The sequence below is a fragment of the Bacillus stercoris genome, from assembly GCF_029772985.1.
Taxonomy (GTDB): domain Bacteria; phylum Bacillota; class Bacilli; order Bacillales; family Bacillaceae; genus Bacillus; species Bacillus stercoris.
On sequence record NZ_CP121861.1, the window covers coordinates 1841313 to 1863855 of the forward strand.

Annotated in this window: 24 protein-coding genes; 17 read left to right on the forward strand and 7 right to left on the reverse strand. The window is 45.0% G+C overall.

Annotated features, from left to right (window positions below):
- Positions 1-105 precede the first annotated feature (105 nt).
- Genes yqiS through bfmBB form a run of 7 tightly spaced genes read left to right on the forward strand, consistent with a single transcriptional unit; the run spans position 106 to position 7973 of the window.
- Positions 106-1005 (forward strand): phosphate butyryltransferase, encoded by a 900-nt coding sequence (yqiS, locus tag QA442_RS09665; protein ID WP_095431658.1) that lies wholly within the window; start codon positions 106-108, stop codon positions 1003-1005.
- Between the two features lie 11 nt (positions 1006-1016).
- Positions 1017-2111 (forward strand): branched-chain amino acid dehydrogenase, encoded by a 1095-nt coding sequence (gene bcd / locus QA442_RS09670; protein ID WP_014664538.1) that lies wholly within the window; start codon positions 1017-1019, stop codon positions 2109-2111.
- 18 nt (positions 2112-2129) lie between these two features.
- Positions 2130-3221, forward strand: coding sequence for a butyrate kinase (gene buk, locus QA442_RS09675; RefSeq protein ID WP_095431657.1), 1092 nt, complete (start codon positions 2130-2132; stop codon positions 3219-3221).
- A gap of 20 nt (positions 3222-3241) precedes the next feature.
- Positions 3242-4666 (forward strand): dihydrolipoyl dehydrogenase, encoded by a 1425-nt coding sequence (lpdA, locus tag QA442_RS09680; protein ID WP_095431656.1) that lies wholly within the window; start codon positions 3242-3244, stop codon positions 4664-4666.
- A 21-nt stretch (positions 4667-4687) separates the two neighbouring features.
- Positions 4688-5680, forward strand: a complete 993-nt coding sequence (gene bfmBAA / locus QA442_RS09685; protein WP_071580411.1) for a 3-methyl-2-oxobutanoate dehydrogenase subunit alpha — start codon at positions 4688-4690, stop codon at positions 5678-5680.
- Positions 5681-5693: 13 nt separating this feature from the next.
- Complete coding sequence (gene bfmBAB / locus QA442_RS09690) at positions 5694-6677, forward strand: 3-methyl-2-oxobutanoate dehydrogenase subunit beta (RefSeq protein WP_071580412.1); 984 nt, start codon at positions 5694-5696, stop codon at positions 6675-6677.
- A 21-nt stretch (positions 6678-6698) separates the two neighbouring features.
- The gene (bfmBB, locus tag QA442_RS09695; protein WP_095431655.1) at positions 6699-7973 is read left to right on the forward strand and encodes a branched-chain alpha-keto dehydrogenase complex dihydrolipoyllysine-residue (2-methylpropanoyl)transferase; all 1275 of its coding nucleotides are present in this window, start codon (positions 6699-6701) and stop codon (positions 7971-7973) included.
- Between the two features lie 59 nt (positions 7974-8032).
- On the opposite strand, the gene bmrR is transcribed toward bfmBB, so the two are convergent.
- The 3 genes from bmrR to QA442_RS09710 form a co-directional block, all read right to left on the reverse strand.
- A complete protein-coding gene (gene bmrR, locus QA442_RS09700) occupies positions 8033-8869 on the reverse strand; it encodes a multidrug efflux transcriptional regulator BmrR (protein ID WP_095431654.1) in 837 nt (278 codons plus the stop codon).
- A 74-nt stretch (positions 8870-8943) separates the two neighbouring features.
- Entirely contained in the window at positions 8944-10113 is a 1170-nt protein-coding gene (bmr, locus tag QA442_RS09705; RefSeq protein WP_069839451.1) for a multidrug efflux MFS transporter Bmr, read from the reverse strand.
- Between the two features lie 100 nt (positions 10114-10213).
- Positions 10214-11107: a YegS/Rv2252/BmrU family lipid kinase gene (locus tag QA442_RS09710; RefSeq protein ID WP_069839450.1), complete on the reverse strand. Its 894-nt coding sequence runs from the start codon at positions 11105-11107 to the stop codon at positions 10214-10216.
- Between the two features lie 160 nt (positions 11108-11267).
- Between QA442_RS09710 and brxB the strand changes: the two genes are divergently transcribed.
- The 6 genes from brxB to QA442_RS09740 all read left to right on the forward strand — a co-directional run bounded on the left by brxB (position 11268) and on the right by QA442_RS09740 (position 15819).
- Complete coding sequence (gene brxB, locus QA442_RS09715) at positions 11268-11705, forward strand: bacilliredoxin BrxB (RefSeq protein ID WP_014664530.1); 438 nt, start codon at positions 11268-11270, stop codon at positions 11703-11705.
- Between the two features lie 267 nt (positions 11706-11972).
- Positions 11973-12740: an arginine ABC transporter substrate-binding protein ArtP gene (gene artP / locus QA442_RS09720; RefSeq protein ID WP_071580416.1), complete on the forward strand. Its 768-nt coding sequence runs from the start codon at positions 11973-11975 to the stop codon at positions 12738-12740.
- A gap of 80 nt (positions 12741-12820) precedes the next feature.
- Entirely contained in the window at positions 12821-13480 is a 660-nt protein-coding gene (gene artQ, locus QA442_RS09725; RefSeq protein WP_014664528.1) for an arginine ABC transporter permease ArtQ, read from the forward strand.
- The gene (artM, locus tag QA442_RS09730) at positions 13473-14195 is read left to right on the forward strand and encodes an arginine ABC transporter ATP-binding protein ArtM (protein ID WP_014664527.1); all 723 of its coding nucleotides are present in this window, start codon (positions 13473-13475) and stop codon (positions 14193-14195) included. Before artQ ends, artM begins: the two co-directional genes overlap by 8 nt.
- Positions 14196-14268: 73 nt before the next feature.
- On the forward strand, positions 14269-15237 hold the full coding sequence (locus tag QA442_RS09735; RefSeq protein WP_014664526.1) for an aromatic acid exporter family protein: 969 nt from the start codon (positions 14269-14271) through the stop codon (positions 15235-15237).
- A gap of 51 nt (positions 15238-15288) precedes the next feature.
- A complete protein-coding gene (locus QA442_RS09740) occupies positions 15289-15819 on the forward strand; it encodes a L,D-transpeptidase (protein ID WP_014664525.1) in 531 nt (176 codons plus the stop codon).
- Between the two features lie 21 nt (positions 15820-15840).
- On the opposite strand, the gene prli42 is transcribed toward QA442_RS09740, so the two are convergent.
- Complete coding sequence (prli42, locus tag QA442_RS09745; protein ID WP_041521370.1) at positions 15841-15933, reverse strand: stressosome-associated protein Prli42; 93 nt, start codon at positions 15931-15933, stop codon at positions 15841-15843.
- Positions 15934-16022: 89 nt separating this feature from the next.
- Between prli42 and mce the strand changes: the two genes are divergently transcribed.
- From mce to QA442_RS09760, 3 genes are read left to right on the forward strand one after another with little or no spacing between them, the layout of a single operon-like run.
- Positions 16023-16445 carry a methylmalonyl-CoA epimerase gene (gene mce / locus QA442_RS09750; RefSeq protein WP_014664524.1) on the forward strand — a complete coding sequence of 141 codons (423 nt, stop codon included), beginning with the start codon at positions 16023-16025 and terminating at the stop codon, positions 16443-16445.
- Positions 16438-17961, forward strand: coding sequence for an acyl-CoA carboxylase subunit beta (locus QA442_RS09755; protein WP_279474490.1), 1524 nt, complete (start codon positions 16438-16440; stop codon positions 17959-17961). Before mce ends, QA442_RS09755 begins: the two co-directional genes overlap by 8 nt.
- A 17-nt stretch (positions 17962-17978) precedes the next feature.
- Entirely contained in the window at positions 17979-19094 is a 1116-nt protein-coding gene (locus QA442_RS09760; RefSeq protein WP_003230352.1) for a tripeptidase T, read from the forward strand.
- Between the two features lie 44 nt (positions 19095-19138).
- Here QA442_RS09760 and QA442_RS09765 read toward each other — a convergent pair whose 3' ends face one another.
- The 3 genes from QA442_RS09765 to mifM all read right to left on the reverse strand — a co-directional run bounded on the left by QA442_RS09765 (position 19139) and on the right by mifM (position 21192).
- Positions 19139-19867 carry a YqjF family protein gene (locus tag QA442_RS09765; protein WP_071580418.1) on the reverse strand — a complete coding sequence of 243 codons (729 nt, stop codon included), beginning with the start codon at positions 19865-19867 and terminating at the stop codon, positions 19139-19141.
- 180 nt (positions 19868-20047) lie between these two features.
- A complete protein-coding gene (locus QA442_RS09770) occupies positions 20048-20875 on the reverse strand; it encodes a membrane protein insertase YidC (RefSeq protein ID WP_103749599.1) in 828 nt (275 codons plus the stop codon).
- Positions 20876-20904: 29 nt separating this feature from the next.
- Positions 20905-21192, reverse strand: coding sequence for a membrane protein insertion/folding monitor MifM (gene mifM, locus QA442_RS09775; protein ID WP_095431738.1), 288 nt, complete (start codon positions 21190-21192; stop codon positions 20905-20907).
- Positions 21193-21264: 72 nt separating this feature from the next.
- Between mifM and QA442_RS09780 the strand changes: the two genes are divergently transcribed.
- The gene (locus QA442_RS09780; RefSeq protein WP_014664519.1) at positions 21265-22509 is read left to right on the forward strand and encodes a DNA polymerase IV; all 1245 of its coding nucleotides are present in this window, start codon (positions 21265-21267) and stop codon (positions 22507-22509) included.
- Positions 22510-22543 lie beyond the last annotated feature (34 nt).

Consider the following 22543-nt stretch of genomic DNA (forward strand, 5'->3'; position numbering starts at 1 on the left):
CTTCTGCACGAATGTGTCAATATACCAGGTATGACAGCACCCTTAAGAGCTGGCACGGAACTTGCATAATAAAAGGCGGAGTCGAAACAAGAAAGGTGGTAGCAGATGAAGCTGAAAGATTTAATCGGCAAAGCGTCGATGCACAAAAACAAGACCATTGCGGTTGCTCATGCTGAGGATGAGGAAGTGATCCGGGCTGTAAAGCTGGCTGCCGAGCACCTATCCGCCCGTTTTTTGTTAACGGGCGACAGCAAAAAACTGAACGAGCTGACATCATCCATGCAAGGTCATCAAGTGGAAATCGTCCATGCCGATACACCTGAGGAGTCGGCGAAATTAGCGGTTCGTGCTGTACATCATAAAACAGCGGACGTTTTAATGAAAGGAAATGTGCCGACTTCTGTTTTGCTTAAAGCGGTATTAAACAGACAGGAGGGGCTTCGGTCATCAAGTGTCCTTTCCCACGTGGCTGTCTTTGATATACCGGATTTTGACAGGATGATGTTTGTGACAGATTCGGCAATGAATATCGCTCCCTCGCTGGAAGAGCTTCGGCAGATTTTGCAAAATGCCGTTCATGTGGCCCATGCAGTAGGGAACAATATGCCAAAAGCAGCTGCTCTGGCAGCGGTCGAAACGGTGAACCCAAAAATGGAAGCGACCGTGAATGCAGCAGCTCTAGCTCAAATGTTCAAAAGAGGCCAGATCAAAGGCTGTATTGTTGATGGACCGCTTGCTTTGGATAACGCAGTTTCACAAATTGCCGCGGCTCAGAAAAAAATTTCGGGAGACGTAGCGGGCAACGCAGATATCCTTCTCGTCCCAACAATTGAGGCCGGCAATATTTTATATAAATCACTGATTTATTTTGCCAAAGCCAGCGTGGCCGCTGTCATTACAGGAGCCAAAGCGCCGATTGCCTTAACAAGCAGAGCGGACTCTGCCGAAAATAAACTGTATTCCATTGCGTTGGCAATATGCGCATCCGAAGAATACACACATTAGGAGGAACGAACATGGAACTTTTTAAATATATGGAGAAATATGATTACGAACAATTGGTATTCTGCCAAGATGAACAATCAGGCTTAAAAGCGATTATCGCGATTCATGATACAACACTCGGTCCAGCACTTGGCGGAACGAGAATGTGGACATATGAAAATGAAGAAGCTGCAATTGAAGACGCGCTCAGACTGGCAAGAGGCATGACCTATAAGAACGCGGCGGCAGGCTTAAACCTGGGCGGCGGCAAAACAGTCATTATCGGCGATCCTCGCAAAGACAAAAATGAGGAAATGTTCCGCGCGTTTGGCCGCTATATTCAAGGGCTGAACGGCAGGTACATCACAGCTGAAGATGTGGGTACAACGGTGGAGGATATGGATATCATTCATGATGAGACAGACTATGTCACAGGGATTTCTCCTGCGTTCGGCTCTTCCGGAAATCCTTCCCCAGTCACAGCGTACGGGGTGTACAGAGGAATGAAGGCAGCAGCTAAAGCTGCTTTCGGAACCGACTCTCTTGAAGGGAAAACCATTGCTGTACAGGGTGTTGGGAACGTAGCCTATAACCTTTGCCGCCACCTGCATGAAGAAGGGGCAAACTTAATCGTTACGGATATCAACAAACAATCTGTACAGCGTGCAGTTGAAGATTTTGGCGCTCGTGCAGTTGATCCGGATGATATTTATTCACAAGACTGCGATATTTACGCGCCGTGTGCCCTTGGTGCGACTATTAACGACGACACGATTAAACAGCTGAAGGCGAAGGTGATCGCAGGTGCGGCCAACAACCAATTAAAAGAAACACGCCATGGTGATCAAATTCACGAAATGGGCATCGTTTATGCACCGGATTACGTGATTAACGCGGGCGGTGTCATCAACGTCGCAGATGAGCTTTATGGCTATAATGCTGAACGCGCACTGAAAAAAGTAGAAGGCATTTACAGCAATATCGAGCGTGTACTCGAGATTTCTCAGCGTGACGGCATTCCGGCATATTTAGCGGCTGACCGCTTGGCAGAGGAACGGATTGAACGCATGCGCCGCTCAAGAAGCCAGTTTTTGCAAAACGGCCACAGTGTATTAAGCAGACGTTAAGAAATTGATCTGGAGGTTATGAAAGTGCTACATGACGAAAAACGCATTCTCACAATTAATCCAGGCTCAACTTCAACGAAAATCGGTGTTTTTCATAACGAACGAAGTATTTTTGAAAAAACATTGAGACACAACATAGAAGAGCTGCAGCGATTTGACCAAATTATTGATCAATATGAATTTCGCAAAAACCATATTCTCGAAACGCTTCATGAACAGGGAATCAATATCTCAAAGTTTGATGCAGTCTGCGCAAGAGGCGGCCTTCTCCGGCCGATTGAAGGCGGGACTTACGTAGTGAACGATGACATGATTGAGGACTTGAAAAGCGGCTACGCCGGCCAGCATGCTTCTAATCTCGGCGGCATTATCGCGCGGGAAATTGCTGACGGCCTGAATATCCCTTCGTATATCGTCGACCCTGTTGTCGTAGACGAAATGTCAGTGCTCGCAAAAGTTTCAGGCATGCCTGAAATTGAAAGGAAAAGCATTTTTCACGCGTTAAATCAAAAAGCTGTCGCCCGTAAAGCGGCAGCCTCTCTTGGCAAACGATATGAGAACATGAAAATGATTATTACCCATATGGGCGGAGGTATTACAATTGGCGTCCATGACCACGGGCGAGTCGTGGATGTCAATAACGGCCTTCATGGAGAGGGGCCGTTCAGTCCTGAACGTGCAGGAACAGTGCCTGCGGGGGATCTTGTTGATCTATGTTTTTCAGGAGAATATACAAAAGAAGAAATCATGAAAAAACTGGTGGGCACCGGCGGGCTTTTAGGCTATCTCGGTACAAATGATGCAGTAAAAGTGGAACAAATGATTCAGGGGGGCGATGAAAAAGCCCGCTTCATTTATGATGCCATGGCATATCAGATAGCAAAGGAAATCGGAGCAGCCAGCGCGGTTTTAAAAGGTGAAGTTGAAGCAATTGTGCTGACGGGGGGCCTTGCGTACGGCAAAAGCTTTGTTTCTACTATCAGATCATACATAGATTGGATTTCAGACGTTTTAGTCTATCCGGGTGAAAATGAACTGCAGTCTCTTGCCCAAGGGGCGCTCAGAGTTTTGCAGGGCGAAGAGCAATCCAAACAATATCGTATTGAATAGACAGACAGGAGTGAGTCACCATGGCAACTGAGTATGACGTAGTCATTCTGGGCGGCGGTACCGGCGGTTATGTTGCGGCCATCAGAGCCGCTCAGCTCGGCTTAAAAACAGCCGTTGTTGAAAAGGAAAAACTCGGAGGAACATGTCTGCATAAAGGCTGTATCCCGAGTAAAGCGCTTCTTAGAAGCGCAGAGGTATACAGGACAGCGCGTGATGCCGACCAGTTCGGAGTAGAGACGGCTGGCGTGTCCCTCAACTTTGAAAAAGTGCAGCAGCGTAAGCAAGCCGTTGTTGATAAGCTTGCAGCGGGTGTAAACCATTTAATGAAAAAAGGAAAAATTGACGTGTACAAAGGATACGGTCGTATCCTTGGACCGTCAATCTTCTCTCCGCTGCCGGGAACAATTTCTGTTGAACGGGGAAATGGCGAAGAAAATGACATGCTGATCCCCAAACAAGTGATCATTGCAACAGGATCAAGACCGAGAATGCTTCCGGGCCTTGAAGCGGACGGTAAGTCTGTACTGACTTCAGATGAGGCGCTCCAAATGGAGGAGCTGCCAAAATCAATCATTATCGTCGGCGGAGGGGTTATCGGTATCGAATGGGCGTCTATGCTTCATGATTTTGGCGTGAAGGTAACAGTTATCGAATACGCGGATCGCATATTGCCGACTGAAGATCTAGAGATTTCAAAAGAAATGGAAAGTCTTCTTAAGAAAAAAGGCATCCAGTTCATAACAGGGGCAAAGGTGCTGCCTGACACAATGACAGAAACATCAGATGATATCAGTATACAAGCGGAAATAGACGGAGAAACCGCCACCTACTCTGCTGAAAAAATGCTTGTTTCCATCGGCAGACAAGCAAATATCGAAGGCATCGGCCTGGAGAACACCGATATTATCACTGAAAATGGCGTGATTTCAGTCAATGAAAGCTGCCAAACGAAGGAGTCTCATATTTATGCAATCGGAGACGTAATCGGTGGCCTGCAGTTAGCTCACGTTGCTTCACATGAGGGAATCATTGCTGTTGAGCATTTTGCAGGTCTCAATCCGCATCCGCTTGATCCGACGCTGGTACCGAAGTGCATCTACTCAAGCCCTGAAGCTGCCAGTGTCGGCTTAACAGAAGATGAAGCAAAGGCGAACGGGCATAATGTCAAAATCGGGAAGTTCCCATTTATGGCGATTGGAAAAGCGCTTGTATACGGTGAAAGCGACGGTTTTGTCAAAATCGTGGCGGATCGAGATACCGATGATATTCTCGGCGTTCATATGATTGGCCCGCATGTCACTGACATGATTTCTGAAGCGGGTCTTGCCAAAGTGCTGGACGCTACGCCGTGGGAGGTCGGGCAAACGATTCACCCGCATCCGACACTTTCTGAAGCAATTGGAGAAGCAGCGCTTGCCGTAGATGGCAAAGCCATTCATTTTTAAAAGCATAAAGGAGGGGCTTGAATGAGTAAAAACCGACATCAAGCACTAGGGCTGACTGATCAGGAAGCCGTTGATATGTATAGAACCATGCTGTTAGCAAGGAAAATCGATGAAAGAATGTGGCTGTTAAACCGTTCTGGCAAAATCCCATTCGTAATCTCTTGTCAAGGACAGGAAGCAGCACAGGTAGGAGCGGCTTTCGCACTTGACCGTGAAATGGATTATGTATTGCCGTACTACAGAGACATGGGTGTCGTGCTCGCGTTTGGCATGACAGCAAAGGACTTAATGATGTCCGGATTTGCCAAAGCGGCGGATCCGAACTCAGGAGGCCGCCAGATGCCGGGACATTTCGGACAAAAGAAAAACCGTATTGTGACGGGATCATCTCCGGTTACAACGCAAGTGCCGCACGCAGTCGGCATTGCGCTTGCGGGACGGATGGAGAAAAAGGATATCGCAGCCTTTGTTACATTTGGCGAAGGCTCTTCAAACCAAGGCGATTTCCATGAAGGGGCAAACTTTGCCGCTGTTCATAAGCTGCCTGTGATTTTCATGTGTGAAAACAATAAATACGCAATCTCAGTGCCTTACGATAAGCAAGTCGCATGCGAGAACATTTCTGACCGTGCCGTAGGCTATGGGATGCCTGGCGTCACTGTGAATGGAAATGATCCGCTGGAAGTTTATCAAGCGGTTAAAGAAGCACGCGAACGGGCACGCAGAGGAGAAGGTCCTACATTAATTGAAACGATTTCTTACCGCCTTACACCGCATTCCAGTGATGACGATGACAGCAGCTACAGAGGCCGTGAAGAAGTAGAGGAAGCGAAAAAAAGTGATCCCCTGCTTACTTATCAAACTTACTTAAAGGAAACAGGCCTGCTGTCCGATGAGACAAAACAAACCATGCTGGATGAAATTATGGCAATCGTTAATGAAGCGACGGATGAAGCGGAGAACGCCCCTTATGCAGCTCCTGAGTCAGCGCTTGATTATGTGTATGCGAAGTAGGGAGGAAGAACAAATGTCAGTAATGTCATATATTGATGCAATCAATTTGGCAATGAAAGAAGAAATGGAACGAGATCCCCGAGTCTTCGTCCTTGGGGAAGATGTAGGAAGAAAAGGCGGAGTGTTTAAAGCGACAGCCGGCCTCTATGAACAATTCGGGGAAGAGCGCGTAATGGATACACCGCTTGCTGAATCTGCGATCGCAGGAGTTGGTATTGGAGCGGCAATGTACGGAATGAGACCGATTGCTGAAATGCAGTTTGCCGATTTTATTATGCCGGCGGTCAACCAAATTATTTCTGAAGCGGCTAAAATCCGCTACCGCAGCAACAATGACTGGAGCTGTCCGATTGTCGTCAGAGCGCCATACGGCGGAGGTGTGCACGGGGCCCTGTATCATTCTCAATCAGTCGAAGCGATTTTCGCCAATCAGCCCGGACTGAAAATTGTCATGCCTTCAACACCATATGACGCTAAGGGCCTTTTAAAAGCCGCAGTTCGTGACGAAGACCCAGTGCTGTTTTTTGAGCACAAACGGGCGTATCGCCTGATAAAAGGAGAGGTTCCGGCAGATGATTATGTCCTGCCAATCGGAAAGGCGGACGTAAAACGGGAAGGCGACGATATCACAGTGATCACATATGGCCTGTGTGTCCACTTTGCCTTACAGGCTGCAGAACGTCTCGAAAAAGATGGCATTTCAGCGCATGTGGTAGATTTAAGAACGGTTTACCCGCTTGATAAAGAAGCCATCATCGAAGCTGCGTCCAAAACTGGAAAGGTTCTTTTGGTCACAGAAGATACAAAAGAAGGCAGCATCATGGGCGAAGTAGCCGCAATTATATCCGAGCATTGTCTGTTCGACTTAGACGCGCCGATCAAACGGCTTGCAGGTCCTGATATTCCGGCTATGCCTTATGCGCCGACAATGGAAAAATACTTTATGGTCAACCCTGATAAAGTGGAAGCGGCGATGAGAGAATTAGCGGAGTTTTAAAGACGTAAGGAGGATACAATCATGGCAATTGAACAAATGACGATGCCGCAGCTTGGAGAAAGCGTAACAGAAGGGACGATCAGCAAATGGCTTGTCGCCCCCGGTGATAAAGTGAACAAATACGATCCGATCGCGGAAGTCATGACAGATAAGGTAAATGCAGAGGTTCCGTCTTCTTTTACTGGAACGATAACAGAGCTTGTGGGAGAAGAAGGCCAGACCCTGCAAGTCGGAGAAGTGATTTGCAAAGTTGAAACAGAAGGCGCGAATCCGATCGAACAAAAACAAGAACAGCCAGAAGCGCCAGAAGCCGCTGGGACGCCTGCTGCAAATAGTGCCGAAGCAACCGATCAGCCCAATAAGAAGCGTTACTCGCCAGCTGTACTCCGTTTAGCTGGTGAACACGGCATTGACCTTGATCAAGTGACGGGAACAGGTGCCGGCGGGCGCATCACACGAAAAGATATTCAGCGCTTAATTGAAACAGGCGGCGTGCAAGAACGGAAGGCTGGGGAGCCGAACATAGCAGCTCCTGCACCGAAGCCTGCACCAAAACCTGAGCCAAAAGAAGAGACTTCATATCCTGCGTCTGCAGCAGGTGATATAGAAATCCCTGTCACAGGCGTAAGAAAAGCAATTGCTTCAAATATGAAGCGCAGCAAAACAGAAATTCCGCATGCTTGGACGATGATGGAAGTCGACGTCACAAATATGGTTGCATATCGCAACAGTATAAAAGATTCCTTTAAGAAGACAGAAGGCTTTAATTTAACGTTCTTCGCCTTTTTTGTCAAAGCAGTCGCTCAGGCATTAAAAGAATTCCCGCAAATGAATAGCATGTGGGCGGGGGACAAAATTATTCAGAAAAAGGATATCAATATTTCAATTGCAGTTGCCACAGAGGATTCTTTATTTGTTCCGGTGATTAAAAACGCTGATGAAAAAACAATTAAAGGCATTGCGAAAGACATTACCGGCCTTGCCAAAAAAGTAAGAGATGGAATGCTCACTGCAGATGACATGCAGGGAGGCACGTTTACCGTCAATAACACAGGTTCGTTCGGCTCTGTTCAGTCGATGGGCATCATCAACTATCCTCAGGCTGCGATTCTTCAAGTAGAATCCATCGTCAAACGCCCGGTTGTCATGGAGAATGGCATGATTGCTGTCAGAGACATGGTTAATCTGTGTCTGTCCTTAGACCACAGAGTGCTTGACGGTCTCGTGTGCGGACGATTCCTGGGACGAGTGAAACAAATTTTAGAAACTATTGACGAAAAGACATCTGTTTACTAAATAAGCAAAAAGAGCATTTTTGAAGTTTTGTTTCAAAAATGCTCTTTTTCTATGCAGTATTATTCTGCGATTCGTATTTTCATTTCGACCCGATATTCTTCTTGTTTTTTCGGGGAGTAATGAACCGGTATAATTAACTCGTATACATCACTGACAACTGTTAATTGGCGGTCTGCGATATATTTGATAAGCTTCTGTAAGTTGAGAAAATAATGTTCAGGCGAAAAATTGTACGCGATACACACATACTTCCCTTTAGGAATCGTTGTAATTTCCATATCCGGCGTAATGGCTGAAATTTGTTTATTCGTCAGTACAGGCGTGAAAATATGACGGTAAGTCATTTCATCAATGCTGGTGTAGGGCTGAAAAGAAAAAGTGGCGCCGTAGCTATTGTTCGTAAATCCATCTGCTGATTCGATAAATTTTTTTAATTTGCTGTAGGAGGCGTTGAGCACGTTTTCAGGCCCGATTCCTTCTGCCTCTGTCTGAATAATCCGTATTTCTTCTTCATCTAAAACAAACACCTCACCGAGCGCGGGATATTCCATCTGCCGTTTCATCCGTTTTTTCACCAACGAAATCGTTTGCTCCAGTGCTGATAAAAAGTCTAATTTCTCCCTGATTTGCTGCTCCTGCTCTGTATAAAAAGCAAACAGTTCTTCCATCTCTAAGTCCTGTGCTTTTTTCATCTCTTCTAAAGGGGTGCCGATATATTTCAATGATTTGATCAAATCCAGATGAATGAGCTGAGAATCTGTATAATAGCGGTAGCTGGTATCCGGGTCGACGTAGGCGGGTTTAAATAAATCAATTTTATCGTAATAACGGAGCGCTTTAATCGACACGTTTGCCAGTTTTGAAACTTCTCCAATTGAGTAATACGATTCCTTCATGCCATCACTCCTTTTTTATCATCAGTATAAAGAAGAAGCGTATTCTTTGCAGTACACAAAGAATACGCTTTTGATCATGTGCTGGCTTTAAGGTGTGCAGGCGCTTTCCAAGCAATCGTCAGTGCAATGCCTATAGCCAAGGTGACCGTTGCAAAGTAGAAGGGATAGTTTACATCAATATCGAACAGCATTCCTCCGATAATTGGCCCGAATACATTGCCGATACTTGTAAACATTGAATTCATACCGCCGGCAAATCCTTGTTCATTTCCCGCAATCTTTGACAGGTAAGTCGTTACCGCAGGCCTCATGAGATCAAATCCGACAAAAACGGTGACTGTAACCAGCAGAATCGCAATATATGAATTTACGGTTGTCAGCAAGAATACCAGACTCGTCGAGAGAATTAAGCTGTACCGAATTAAAAGAATTTCGCCAAACCATCTTGTGAAGCGGTCGAATAAGACGACTTGCGTAATAGCGCCCACAATCGCTCCTCCTGTAATCATAATGGCAATGTCGCTGGCCGTAAATCCGAATTTATGATCCACATATAATGCAAATAAAGATTCAAATGATGCTAGACCAAAAGATGAAATCAAAATAATGAGAAAAGCAATGAAGTACATGGGTGCAAAAATTCGCTTGAAGCCTGTCTTTTGCCCTTTTATCTCCTGATTTTCAGGGTTCCGTTCCGGCTCGCGCAGCGTGAGCATTGATAAAATGGCTGCTAACAGTGCAAAAGCGGCCGCAAAGAAAAAAGGCAGCCGGGAGTGGACTTCTGCTAAAAATCCCCCGATGCCGGGACCAATAATAAATCCTGTTGAAATAGCGGCTGACATATAACCGAGCGCTTTCGGCCGTGTTTTAATGGTCGTGATATCTGCGATAAAAGCTGTGACCCCAGGCATAATGAAGGCAGCGCTGATACCGCCCAGCATACGGGAGATAAATAACATCTCAACTGTTTTTCCAATGCCAAATAAAAACTCCGACACACTAAAGAAAAACAGGCCGATCACGATCATGATCTTGCGTCCGAAGCGATCAACCCAGCGCCCGGATATTGGTGAAACAATGAGCTGCGTAATAGCGAAGCAGGCAACCATATAGCCGACCGCGGTCCCTGATAAATGCAATTCATTCATAATGGTCGGCGTTACTGGAATCACAAGCCCGATCCCCAAAAAAGCAATAAATAAATTGGTTAATAATATCGTTAAGGTAATATTTTTCTTCTCCATATGACTTCCCCTTTTTCAAGTGTGCATCCCTTATACTGTAAGACCTCCTCCTAGGGGAGAGTCAACGGATTTGCAAAATCTTTCTAAGCCCTTAAGACAGTTAATCATTTGCGGGAACAAGCATGTCGATATGCTGCTGCAGGACCTGAATGACTGCGGGTGTATGTGTATAAACTTCTCCATCCATATCCGCCTTTTTGGCATTGTCTGTCTCTATCTCGATTCGGGAGGCCTGGACATAGGACAGCTCTCCGGTAAAACGATCAATTGCGCCCTGTTCCATGCTCATCAGCTCCCGCAACGCGGTGAGGTTGGTGTTGCGGCATATGAGGACATCGAGTAAGCCATCTTCAATACTGGCATCGGGCAGAGGAATTCGGTTCGTTCCAATGTATTGGCCGTTCATCACAAGCAGCATAACGGCTTCTTCTTTAATTTCTTCTCCATCAATTTTTAATCTCATCGGAAACGATGCAGCGGATGAGACGGTTCGCAAGGCACTAGTAAAATAGCTGATTTTCCCCAATAATGCTTTTTCTGTTTCATTGATTTGATTCGACGTTTCTGCAATTAAGCCGATCCCCCAGAAATTTAAAAAATAACGGTCGTTCATCTGACATACGTCTACGCTGGTTTTTTTTCCTGACATAAGTGCTTCCGCGGCCTTTGCAAGATTTTGAGGGATGCCAAGCACTCTTGAAAAGTCATTGCATGTGCCGCCGGGCAAAATTCCGACCGCGGGTTTTCTTTCTAGAGAGCTGATTGCATTTATGCATTGGTGGATCGTGCCGTCGCCGCCGAGAATGAAGACGGTGTCGACAGAATCATCAATGGATCGGCAAAAATAATACGCATCATCCTTTTTCTTTGTCTGTTTAATAATCACTTCATCTAAATGGTGAGATAAAACCGGCACGACAGCACCAAGTGCTTTTTCTATATTTTTGTTGCCGGCATTTCCGTTATGAATCAGTAATGCTTTCCGTTGGCTCATATACAACTGCTCCTTTATTTTACTTCTGGTTATATAATCCCCTTTTTCTGTAAGCGGTAAACGAAAAGCAAAAAAAGTGCACGGCGAAGCAAAGTCATTTGCCGATTTGGACGTTTCCTTGCTATCATAAGAACAGATGATGAAAAAGGAGAGGTCTTCATTGAACATGGACTTTAATTTATTTATGAATGATATTGTCCGCCAAGCGAGACAAGAAATTACAGCTGCCGGATACACCGAGCTGAAAACAGCCGAAGAGGTAGACGCGGCACTTACGAAAAAAGGAACGACGCTCGTCATGGTAAACTCTGTTTGCGGATGTGCCGGAGGAATTGCAAGACCGGCAGCATACCACTCCGTTCACTATGATAAAAGACCTGATCAGCTTGTGACCGTTTTTGCCGGACAGGACAAAGAAGCGACAGCGCGTGCCCGCGACTATTTTGAAGGATATCCGCCATCTTCTCCGTCCTTTGCGATTTTGAAAGACGGAAAGATCATGAAAATGGTAGAGCGCCATGAAATTGAAGGCCATGAGCCGATGGCCGTAGTGGCAAAGCTGCAGGGAGCCTTTGAAGAATATTGTGAAGAAGTATAAGACAAAAAACCCGGATACTCAAAGTAGCCCGGGTTTTTTTGTGCATAAAATTCCAAGGATATATGAATAAATATTAACGAATTATTCAATCGGATTGTACAGTGATTTTATTTTTATCTAGTAATATCAAAAGAGATCACTGGAAAGATAAGCTTGAAGATAATTTTTAAAAATAGTATTGCATAAAAATAAGAAACTGTTTAAAATACAAATTAACGAATAAATATTCAAATACACCAAAAGTAATGAATATGGGGGAAATGGATCATGAAAAAAATACTCTTATTACTTGTAACTGCCTGCATCACCTTTGCATTAACTGCATGCGGTTCAAGCAATTCAGGTTCAGAAAGCGGAAAGAAAAAAATAATTATGGGTACTTCGGCGGATTACAAACCGTTTGAATATAAAGAAGGCGATGATATTGTCGGCTTTGATGTGGAGTTGGCAAAAGCTCTGGCGAAGAAGGCAGGCTATGAAATTGAAGTGCAGGATATGGACTTCAACAGCTTAATTACAGCGCTGAAATCAAAACAGGTGGATCTCGTTCTGTCAGGAATGACACCGACGCCTGATCGTAAAAAACAAGTTGATTTTTCTGAGGTGTACTACACAGCGAACCATATGATTGTCAGCAAAAAAGACAGCGGCATTCAATCTTTGAAAGACCTGAAAGGAAAAACGGTTGGCGTTCAGCTTGGGTCTATTCAGGAAGAGAAGGGGAAAGAGCTTTCTCCGGAATATGGTTTTAAAACAGAAGACCGCAACAGAATTTCTGATTTGGTGCAGGAAATCAAATCTGACCGCTTCGATGCCGCGATTATTGAAGACATTGTTGCAGAAGGGTATTTCAAATCAAATGATGACCTGCAAGGCTTCGTGATTCCTGATGCGAAAGCGGAAGAGGCCGGTTCAGCAATTGCTTTCAGAAAGGACAGTGAACTGACAGACAAATTCAATAAAGCGCTCAAGGAAATGAAAGATAACGGAGAGCTTGAGAAATTGAAGAAAAAATGGTTCACTGACGAGAAGTAAAAAAAGCGGCTCAACTTTTTCGTTGAGCCTTTTTATTGAATAGGAAATCTTTTTTCCTGTAAGAAAAGGAGACAAAGGCTATGAATTTGGATTTTTCAGCAACGATCCCCCAAATTCCTTTTATATTAGAAGGCTTGGCAATTACATTAAAAATTGTTGTTGTATCTGCTATTATCGGACTTATACTCGGTATTGTGCTAAGCTTATGCAAGATCAGCACATTCCGCCCGCTGATCTGGATCGCTGATTTTTATACATCAGTGTTCAGAGGCACACCTTTAGTGCTGCAGCTTATGATTGTCTATTTTGGACTTCCTCAGCTGCTCGGATTTCAAATTGACCAGTTTTGGGCTGCGGTTGTCGCATTGTCTTTGAATTCCGCCGCTTATGTATCGGAAATTATCAGAGCCGGAATCAACGCCATTGATAAAGGGCAAAAAGAAGCGGCTGTCGCACTGGGTGTCCCGTACGGCAAAATGATGAAGGATCTGCTTTTGCCGCAGGCCTTCAAAAATATATCACCTGCAATTGTGAATGAATTAATTACGTTAACAAAAGAATCGGCGATCGTCACCGTCATCGGGCTTGGTGATGTCATGAGACGCGCATATCAAGCTGGCGCCGCCACTTACAATTACCTTGAGCCGCTCATTATCGCGGGATTGATTTATTACGTGCTTGTCTTGATTTTAACGTTTATCGGCAAGGCTGTAGAAAGGAAGCTGAAATCCAATGATTAAGGTTGAAAAGCTGTCAAAATCATTTGGGAAACACGAAGTATTAAAAAACATTTCAACAACAATCGCTGATGGCGAGGTTGTTGCCGTGATCGGCCCTTCAGGATCAGGCAAATCAACGTTCCTACGCTGTTTAAACCTGCTGGAAAAGCCAAACGGCGGAACCATTACAATAAAAGACACAGAAATTACGAAGCCGAAAACCAACACATTAAAGGTTCGGGAAAACATCGGAATGGTTTTTCAGCATTTTCATCTCTTTCCGCACAAAACGGTTCTCGAAAATATCATGTACGCGCCTGTCAATGTAAAAAAAGAATCAAAACAGGCCGCACAGGAGAAAGCTGAGGACCTGCTCCGCAAAGTCGGTTTGTTTGAAAAGCGAAATGACTATCCAAACCGTTTGTCAGGCGGACAAAAACAGCGTGTCGCGATTGCCAGGGCTCTTGCGATGAATCCGGATATCATGCTGTTTGACGAGCCGACCTCCGCCCTTGATCCGGAGATGGTCAAAGAAGTGCTGCAGGTGATGAAAGAGCTGGTCGAAACCGGCATGACCATGGTGATTGTCACACATGAAATGGGCTTCGCAAAAGAAGTGGCAGACCGCGTGCTGTTTATGGATCAAGGAACGATTGTCGAGGACGGCAATCCGAAGGAATTTTTTCTTTCGCCAAAATCCAAAAGAGCGCAGGACTTTTTAGAGAAAATATTATAGAATATAGAAAAAAAGAAGAAGGCTGATCGCTTCTTCTTTTTTATTGAAGAAACAAATAGAAATGGAGTCCGACATGTTTAAAATTGGTTACCGCACAATAAAGACCGCGCTAGGAACAGCTTTGGCTATTTATATAAGCCAGCTATTGCATTTGCAAAACTTCGCATCAGCAGGAATCATCACCATTTTGTGCATTCAAATCACACAAAAACGGTCGCTTCAGGCGTCATGGGCCCGCTTTGCGGCATGCTGTCTGGCAATTGTTTTTTCTTATCTCTTTTTCGAGCTCATTGGCTACCACCCGTTTGTGATCGGAGCGCTTCTTTTGATATTCATTCCGATAACGGTTCTGTTAAAAATTAACGAGGGTATCGTCACCAGTTCTGTTATTATCCTTCATTTATACATGTCCGGCGGCATCACGCCTGCTTTCATCTGGAATGAAGTTCAGCTGATTACAGTCGGCATCGGCGTCGCTCTATTGATGAACTTGTATATGCCAAGTCTTGACCGGAAGCTGATTGCTTACCGCAAAAAGATAGAGGATAACTTTGCTGTCATTTTCGCAGAAATCGAACGGTATTTGTTAACTGGTGAGCAAGATTGGTCAGGAAAAGAAATTCCGGAAACGCACCAGCTCATTACGGAGGCCAAAAACCTGGCTTATCGAGATGTGCAAAACCACATTTTACGTTACGAAAATCTGCATTATCATTATTTTAAAATGAGAGAAAAGCAATTTGAAATTATTGAACGCCTTCTCCCTAAAGTGACATCAATCTCCATCACGGTAGATCAGGGAAAAATGATCGCTGAATTTATTCACGATTTGCGGGAGGCGATACACCCTGGGAACACGGCGTATAAATTTCTGAAAAGGCTTGCTGACATGAGAAAAGAATTTGAGGAGATGCCGCTTCCGGCGACTAGAGAGGAATTTGAAGCGAGAGCCGCTCTCTTCCATCTTCTCGGAGAAATGGAACAATATTTAGTGATTAAAAGTTATTTTAAAGGAATAAAAGCGCAAAAATCACTCGGATGATTCGCATGAGCTCTTCCTTCATTGGTCAACCTAATGAAAAAGGAGGAGCTTATGCGTTTTTTCTTATGTTCGATTTTAATGATGATTTCACCGATTTGGCCGCTCGGCGAAAATCCGCTGCCGGGTGATCCGTATGTTATTGTCAACAAGCGAACAAATGAACTTGCTGTTATCCTCGACAACAAAGTAGAAGGCGTGTACAGTGTGGCCACTGGAAAAACAGATGATTTGACGCCTGAAGGAGAGTTTTCGGTAACGGTAAAAGCGGAAAATCCGTACTACAGAAAGAAAAATATTGAAGGAGGATCTCCTGACAACCCGCTTGGGGCAAGATGGATAGGATTTGACGCGAAAGGAACGGACGGGCGGATTTATGGAATTCATGGGACAAACCGAGAGGAATCAGTAGGGAAATTTGTGTCAAACGGCTGTATACGTATGCATAACGATGAGGTCGTTCATTTGTTTCAAACGATACCAGTAGGAACGAGAGTGCTGATCACAGACGACAATCGCTCTTTTGAGGAGATTGCCATCGAGCATAAAGCTCTGATAAAAAAGCAGGATGTTCCCATTGAATAAGGCTGCCCTGCTTTTTTATCGTTATAAAAACATGATGATTCCTGAGAGTACAGTTGAAAGAATAAAAACTCCCAAAATCACGATCAAAACGCTTTTCATCAGTTTTTGAGACATGATTTTCACTCCTTACACAATCTGTCTATATTTTAGCGTGTTTTGAATGGACGGACAAGCGATATCTATTAGCGAAAGCAGGGATGCAAATGAACAGGCTTGACCATATCGGGATAGCCGTTTTTTCGATAAAAGATGCAAGACGCTTTTATGAAAATGTATTGGGGCTTGCATTTCTTCATCAAGAAACGGTTGAAGAGCAAAAGGTGAAAGTTGCTTTTTTTCAAGCGGGAAGCGTCAAACTTGAGCTGATAGAACCGTCGACAGCTGACAGCCCCATCCGTTTATTTTTGGAGAAGAAAGGGCAGGGGCTGCATCATATTGCATTTTTGTGCAACAGCCTATCTGAACAGCTCAAAGCATTGTCTGACCAGCAAGTTCAATTGATTGACAGGTATCCAAGACAGGGAGCGAACGGGAAAAAAATCGCGTTTATTTCCCCTCGAGAAACAAATGGTGTTCTTGTAGAGCTTTGTGAACCGAAAGGAGACCAACACAATGAACATGAATGAGCACATTGATCATTTATATACGAAACGCAGACAGGCAGAAGAGGGCGGTGGACTGGAAAAGCAGGCTCAGCAGCGGCAAAAGGGAAAGCTCACCGCCCGGGAAAGGATCATATTTCTTCTAGATCAGGACAGCTTTATCGAATTACACCCCTTCATGGAAAGTCAAGTGTTAACAAGAGAACAGCGCATGTTAGGGGATGGGGTCGTGACAGGGTACGGCACAATTGACGGACGCTCAGTTTATGTATTTGCGCAAGACTTCACTGTGTTTGGCGGTGCGCTTGGCGAAACCCATGCCAAAAAAATCTGCGCTTTGATGGATCTGGCAGCAAAAAATAAGGCGCCGATTATCGGACTGAATGACTCAGGTGGTGCGAGAATTCAAGAGGGTGTGGTATCATTAGATGGATACGGTCACATATTTTACCGAAACGTCTTATATTCCGGAGTCATTCCGCAAATATCGGTTATTTTAGGGCCGTGCGCTGGAGGCGCTGTATATTCTCCGGCACTCACAGATTTTATATTTATGGCTGAACAGACCGGCCGGATGTTTATTACCGGCCCGAAGGTGATTGAAAAAGTGACAGGGGAACAGGTCGATGCGGAGAGCTTAGGCGGAGCGGGGATACATAATGCCGTCAGCGGAAACGCCCACTTTTCCGGACATACGGAGAAGGAGGTTCTGACAGGGGTGAAAAAACTGCTGTCTTATTTGCCGCTGAATGGCCGGACAACAGGGCCGAAGCCAGAGAAAGAGGCCTCCAGACCGTTATTAAACCGTCTCGTGCCTGCTGACACGACAAAGCCGTATGATGTTCGGACGGTGATTAAGGAGCTGGCCGATCCACAGTCTTTTTTTGAGATTCAGCCATTTTTTGCGAAGAACATTGTCATCGGATTTGCAAGGCTGGGTGAAAAAGCAATCGGCATTGTTGCGAGCCAGCCAAAGCATCTGGCCGGAAGCCTCACGATTGACGCTGCTGATAAAGCAGCAAGGTTCATCCGTTTTTGTGACGCATTTGATATCCCGCTGTTGACTGTTGAGGATGTCCCGGGATTTCTGCCCGGTATTCAGCAGGAGCACAACGGAATCATCAGGCATGGAGCAAAATTATTGTTTGCTTATGCAGAAGCGACTGTCCCAAAAATCACGCTCATTATCAGAAAAGCATATGGTGGCGCCTATGTGGCCATGAACAGCAAAGCAATTGGAGCGGACCTTGTATTTGCATGGCCGAATGCTGAAATTGCGGTGATGGGTCCAGAAGGTGCGGCATCGATTTTGTATGAGAAGGAAATCAAAGCTTCAGCCGACCCGCAAAAGGCGAAACGCCAAAAAACAGCTGAATACAAAAAGCAAAACGCCGGCCCATACAAAGCGGCCGCTTGTGGAATGGTCGATGACATTATTTTGCCGGAAGAATCAAGGGGAAGACTGATTCAAGCTTTTCATATGCTTGCACATAAGACAGAAGAGAGACCAAAAAAAAAGCACGGTAACATACCGCTTTAATATGGAGGGACTTACAAATGGTGAATGAAAAACGCCTGCTGGAAGAGTTTTTAGAGCTTGTCCAAATTGATTCAGAAACAAAACACGAAGCAGAAATCTGCAAAGTGCTGAAACGAAAATTTTCTGATTTAGGTGTGGACGTTAAAGAAGACGATACAATGGATATCACTGGCCACGGAGCCGGTAATCTGATTTGCACATTAAAAGGGACAAAGCAAACAGATACGATCTACTTTACATCTCATATGGACACAGTTGTACCCGGTAACGGTGTAAAACCAGTTGTAGAGAACGGTTACGTCAAAACAGACGGCACGACGATTTTAGGTGCTGATGATAAAGCGGGACTGGCTGCAATGTTTGAAGCGATTAAGGTGCTGAAAGAAGAAAACATTGAGCACGGAACGATTGAATTCATCATCACAGTTGGTGAGGAATCTGGCCTGATCGGAGCGAAGGCGCTTGACCGTTCTATGATTACAGCATCCTACGGCTATGCCCTTGACTCAGACGGGAAAGTCGGAAATATCATTGTGGCTGCGCCGACACAGGCAAAGGTAAGAGCGGCAATTTTCGGGAAAACCGCGCACGCCGGGGTTGAACCTGAAAAAGGCATTTCTGCGATTACAATCGCTAGCAAGGCCATTTCAAAAATGCCATTGGGCCGTATTGATGAAGAAACAACAGCAAATATCGGCCGGTTTGAAGGCGGTACGCAAACAAACATTGTGTGCGACGAAGTCCATATTCTTGCTGAAGCACGCTCTTTAGTTCCTGAGAAAATGGAAGCTCAGGTTCAAAAAATGAAAGCTGCTTTTGAAGAGGCTGCTGCTGATATGGGCGGACGCGCAGAAGTCGAAATTGAAGTCATGTATCCTGGCTTCAAATATCAAGATGGCGACCAAGTTGTTGAAATCGCGAAAAAAGCGGCTGCTAAAATCGGACGTCCAAGCGAGCTGCAAACAAGCGGCGGTGGAAGCGACGCGAACGTAATCGCAGGTCATGGCATCCCGACGGTCAACCTTGCTGTCGGTTATGAGCAAATTCATACAAAGAATGAAAAAATGCCGATCGAAGAACTCGTCAAAACGGCAGAAATGGTTGTTGCCATTATTGAAGAGGCGGCAAAATAAAAAAAGAAAACCCGAATGCGATTGATTTCCCGCATCGGGTTTTTTTAGCTCCATTTCCTAAGCGGCCAAAATAACACGTCCTGTTTTTTAGCGTAATGAAGCAAGGGGTCTGCCTCTGGCAACGTAATGCCGTGAGCATCTGTCACCGTATTGACTGAAATTTTCGCTTCAGCGTTTTGCAGCAGCCATGGGTGATGGTGGATGTCTTCGTAATAGAGTTTGTTTCGGTAGGCAGTGTAGAGTCTATACCGTTCCGTCAGCCAATAATCGAGTGAATCCTTTTCCGCTGTAAAAGGAGCTGAAACGGGCCGGTATGCGGCGCGGAATACTGCTTCTCTGCCGTCTCTCCGCTTGCTGACATAGTCAATGCCATCATCGTTTTTTTCAGCTTTCATATCAGCGTGAACATAAGGCAAATGAAAGAACGTGCGAGCGCCCAAAACCGCCAGCCGATGATCGGCATCTAAGCTGAAAAAATAAATGCCGGGCTTGCCTTTATATGTGACATAGGTGCGGAGGTTAAGCTCAGGAAATGCACGCGCACCGGGAATGGGGGGAAGGTAACGCGCCCTTAGGTTCGTGAGCATAAAGGGAAGCATGCTGATCCAAGCTTGCCCGTTATATGTATCTAATTCTAAAACTGGCGGTACTAAAGCGCGAAGGATAGAAACATCAACAGGCCAGTGGGCAAATAAGATGTCATTCCAGGTTTGTCTCATGATCCAGATTCCTTCAGGTATAGAAATGTTTTTTTGCTGAAAGTGTTCCGTCAACGTATATGCTCCTTTCGTTTGAGGTGAGTAAAGGTATTCCCTATTTCCTTCTTTTTAAACGATACGGCTATTTTTTAGGAGGGCCATTTCTGCTTCAGCCATGATAAACAAGACTGTTTGGCGCGGTATGCTTTGCAAGTAACAAAAAACAACCCCGGCTTTTCGCGCGGGGTTGCTTTATTATTTCACCGGCTCAGTAAGAGCGGCAGATTTTTTACTTTTATGGTGCGACATCTGCAGGACAATGTTTTGCACTGTCAAGAATAGTCCGCTTGTGAACCAGTACAACGGCAGCGCTGCCGGAACATTAAGCGAGAAAATCGTCATCATCACAGGGAAGATGAACACCATCAATTTTGTGGATTGCTGCGCCGCTGGGTTTTGCGGGACAGCGGAATATTTCGCGCTCAGTTTTTGAGCGATATAGGCTTGGACAAAATACATAATCCCTGCACTAAGAGACATGAGAATATCAGATTGCCCTAAACTGAACCATAAAAACGAGTGTGACGCAATTTCAGGTGTGGAGCGAATCGCGTAATAAAGCCCAATCATAATCGGAGACTGAATCAGCATTGGAAGACAGCCCATCGCAAGCGGATTGATGTTGTTCTCTTGATACAGCTTCATCATTTCCATTTGCAGCTCTTTTTGTTTTTCAGGGTCCTTCGTTTTTTTCAATTTGGCCTGAATGCTGTCAACCTGAGGTTTAATAGCGGCCATTTTCTCTTGGAACACGCGCTGTTTTTTGAACTGATTAACAAACAAAGGCAGTACAACCATACGCACAATAATGGTTACGAGGATAATAGAGAGTCCGTATTCTCCGTGAAACAGCCCGGCAACACCCTTAAGCAGAGCAGAAAACGGTTCAATTAAATAGTCATGGAAAAACCCTACGTTGCTGAGGCCCCCCACCTGATTAGTCGCTGCGAACGCAGCATTGCCCGAGCATAATACGATCAAAAAGATACCCATAGCCAAAAGTTTTTGATATGTTTTTACCAATTTGTTCTCCTCCTTTTTATAAATGCGGTTTATAAAAGAAGAGAACCCGTGTCTTCCTCATCGTTCACAGGCGAATTCATGCGGAAGACTTTACGTATCCAAGTTGTAATGCGATGATATATAATAATAAGAAAGTCTGTTCGGTTAATGTGAAAGACCGTCTGATGTTCATCTGTTCGTTTTGATTTCCATTGCTCGCCCGCACGGCACTCTCGTAAGAGGAATGCAATCCCGATTGCCGTCAGAGCAGGAAGAATAATTGTGAAAAAATCGACTAAGAATAAAACGTCATTTATCGATTCCACAAACATTTTAATCACATCCATTCAGTACCTTCATTTTACTATATGTACAAGCCGTTGTCTAATGAACGAAAAGGAGATTTGTTTATGCCGGGAAAGAGCCGAATTATTTTCCATATTGATATGAATAGCTTTTATGCATCGGTTGAAATGGCATATGATCCGGCTCTCCGGGGAAAGCCGGTCGCAGTTGCCGGAAACGTAAAGGAGCGAAAGGGCATTGTGGTGACATGCAGCTACGAAGCAAGGGCGCGCGGCGTCAAAACAACAATGCCGGTTTGGCAAGCGAAGCGCCATTGTCCAGAGCTCATCGTTCTTCCGCCAAATTTTGACCGCTATAGAAACTCTTCCAGAGCCATGTTTACTATTCTCCGTGAATATACTGACCTGGTGGAGCCTGTCTCCATTGATGAGGGCTATATGGACATGACCGATACACCATACAGCAGCCGAGCGCTGGAGACGGCAAAAGAAATCCAAAGCAGATTGCAAAAAGAGCTGCTGCTTCCGTCAAGCATAGGAATCGCGCCGAATAAATTTCTCGCTAAGATGGCGTCTGATATGAAAAAGCCGCTTGGAATTACGATTTTAAGAAAGAGGCAAGTGCCCGACATCCTTTGGCCGCTTCCTGTTGGAGAGATGCACGGAGTTGGCAATAAGACAGCGGAAAAACTGAAAGGACTCGGCATTCATACAATCGGAGAGCTAGCTGCAGCTGATGAACACTCGCTGAAGCGCCTGCTTGGCATCAACGGTCCGCGCCTTAAAAATAAAGCAAACGGCATTCACCATGCGCCGGTTGACCCGGAGCGCATTTACGAATTTAAAAGCGTCGGCAACTCATCGACACTTTCACATGATTCCAGTGATGAAGAGGAGCTGTTAGGCGTTTTTAGAAAACTTGCCGCTTCCGTGAGTGACCGTTTACAGCGCAAGGAAGTCATGGCTTCAAAGCTATTTATTATGATTAGATATGCGGATTGGAAAACCATCACGAGAAGCATTACGCTGAGAAATCCGATTGATCAAAAAAATGAAATCTTGAAAGAAGCAGAGCACCTCTTTTTTAAACACTGGAATAAAAATCCTGTCAGGCTGCTTGGCATTACCGGAACCGATTTGGTAGAAAAAGAGCAGGCCTATAAGCAGCTCGATTTGTTCAGCTTTAATGAGGATGCGAGGGATGAGCCCATTCAGCAGATAATGGAAAAGCTGAATGAAAAGTACGGATCTAAACTGATCAGAAAAGGGGCAAGGTTAAAAAAAGAGGAGAGCAAAACGAAGGGAACAAGCTTTAATAAAGATTTTTTTCAGGATGAAAAGAAAAGCTGAATCGCTTGAAAAAAAGGGTGAAAGTATGGTAATT